The sequence below is a fragment of the Hymenobacter agri genome (genome assembly GCF_054778495.1).
The window spans coordinates 1-1,709 of the sequence record NZ_BAAGZM010000769.1 but is presented as its reverse complement, the minus strand read 5'-3'; the positions used below and the strand labels follow the sequence as shown (position 1 = coordinate 1,709).

General features: G+C 60.7%; 2 protein-coding genes and 2 pseudogenes. All 4 read right to left on the bottom strand.

The features are described from left to right. Positions 1-197, bottom strand: a pseudogene (locus ACYVDE_RS21945) (hypothetical protein); the annotation flags it as partial. Continuing rightward, entirely contained in the window at positions 194-1,075 is an 882-nt protein-coding gene (locus ACYVDE_RS21940; RefSeq protein WP_460503670.1) for an LpxL/LpxP family acyltransferase, read from the bottom strand. The gene ACYVDE_RS21940 and the pseudogene ACYVDE_RS21945, both read right to left, overlap by 4 nt. After that, the gene (locus ACYVDE_RS21935; protein WP_460503669.1) at positions 1,068-1,337 is read right to left on the bottom strand and encodes an acyl carrier protein; all 270 of its coding nucleotides are present in this window, start codon (positions 1,335-1,337) and stop codon (positions 1,068-1,070) included. Before ACYVDE_RS21935 ends, ACYVDE_RS21940 begins: the two co-directional genes overlap by 8 nt. Then, positions 1,322-1,709: pseudogene (locus ACYVDE_RS21930) on the bottom strand (beta-ketoacyl-[acyl-carrier-protein] synthase family protein); the annotation flags it as partial. The pseudogene ACYVDE_RS21930 and the gene ACYVDE_RS21935, both read right to left, overlap by 16 nt.

Here is a 1,709-nt window from a genome sequence, read left to right as displayed (position 1 = left end):
CCGGCCGCCGCCGTCTGGGCAATGTTCTCCACGAGGCCGGCCTCGCTCAGGTGGCCGGCTTCCAGCAGCACCATGTCGGCGGGCACGCGGTACTGGCTCACGGTCTGGTCGTTGGCGCAGCTGATGAGCGCATCGAGCAGCAGCAGGGGCGGGCGCTGGGGCAGCAGGCGCAGCAGGGCTTCTCCGGTGGCAATCATGCGGCGGTGTTCCAGAAATCGTAGTAGTTGAACCACTGCGTCGGGTACTGGCGCACCTTGGCTTCGAGCGTGGCGGCGTAGGCGGCGGCAATGGTGTGCACGGTGTCGTGGTGCCGGGTGCGGTAGCGCTGCGGCGGCGTGGCCGACAGCTGATAGTGCGTGGCCGTTTCCTTAAACGCGTACACGAACGTAACCGGAGCCGCAAACTTCAGCGCCAACAGAAACGGCCCTTCGGGGAACCGGGCCGGCGCGCCCAGGAAGTTTATATCCAGCGTTTTGGCACCGGGCATAAACCGGTCGGCGTGAATGCACACCAGCTCGTTGGCCGCCAGCGCGGCGTTGATTTGGAAGATGTGCGACAAGTCCTTCTGCACAAAAATGACCTGGAATTTCTTGTTGGCCGACTGTTGCAAAAACTCCTTGATGCGGGCTTCCTCGCCGTCGTACATCACAATGCTCACCGGCCGGTTCAGGCGGCTCAGCAGCTGGCCCGCAGCCTCCCAGTTGCCGGCGTGGGCGCTCAGCAGAATGCCGCCCTCGCCCTCGGCCACCAACTCGTCCAGATAATGGCTGCCATCGAAGGCAAACGTTAAAGCCGACTGCTGCCCGGCCAGCACCGCGAACTTGTCAATCAGCGTTTGCCCGAAGCGGAAGTAGTTGGCGTACAGCAGCCGCAGCGCCTTCGGGGCCGAGAAATGCAGCCGGCGGCGGTACAGCGCCAGAATGGGCCGCGAGCTGCGCCACGAAAAGCAGAAATAGTAGCCCGCCACAAACAGCAGGATGAAGTAGGCCGCCCGCACGCCCAGGTGCCGCACAAAAAACGCAAAAATGCGGTAGCCCGTCACCGTCGCCTGCGAGCGACCCTGCCAGTTACTCATCCAGCAGGCCGATTTTGGCGAAGATGTACTGGTAAAAGTCGTTGAAGGTCTTGATGCCGGGGAAATCCTCGGGCTTCACTTTAAAGCCGAAGTTGCTCTCCGTCATCACCACCAGGTCGATGTAGTCGAGGCTATCCAGGCCCAGGGTGGTGCTCAGGTTGGCCTCGGGCTGAATCGTGTCAATGTCTACTTCAAATTCTTCGGATAGAAACTCGTTGATAGTAGCAATAACCTCCTCTTTGGTTTTTACTGGTGCTTCCATTTTTTGATAATGAGCGAAGAATTGGTGCCTCCGAAACCGAAGGAATTAGATAAGAATGTGTCGATGGTAGCGGGGGTGGCCCGGCTGATAATGTTGAGCTTGGCCGAGTCGGCGTCGGGCGTTTCAAAGTTAATGTTCGGGGCCACAAATCCGTGCTCCATCATCAGCATCGAATACACGATTTCGCTGGCCCCGGCCATCCAGCACTCGTGCCCGGTCATCGACTTGGTGGAGCTCACCGGCGTGCGATGCTCGCCAAAAATCTCGGCAATGGCGCGGGCCTCGCTGGCATCGCCGGCCGGCGTGGAGGTGGCGTGCGCGTTGATGTAATCGATGTCGGCGGCCTGCAGGCCCGCGTCGGCCAGCGACTTG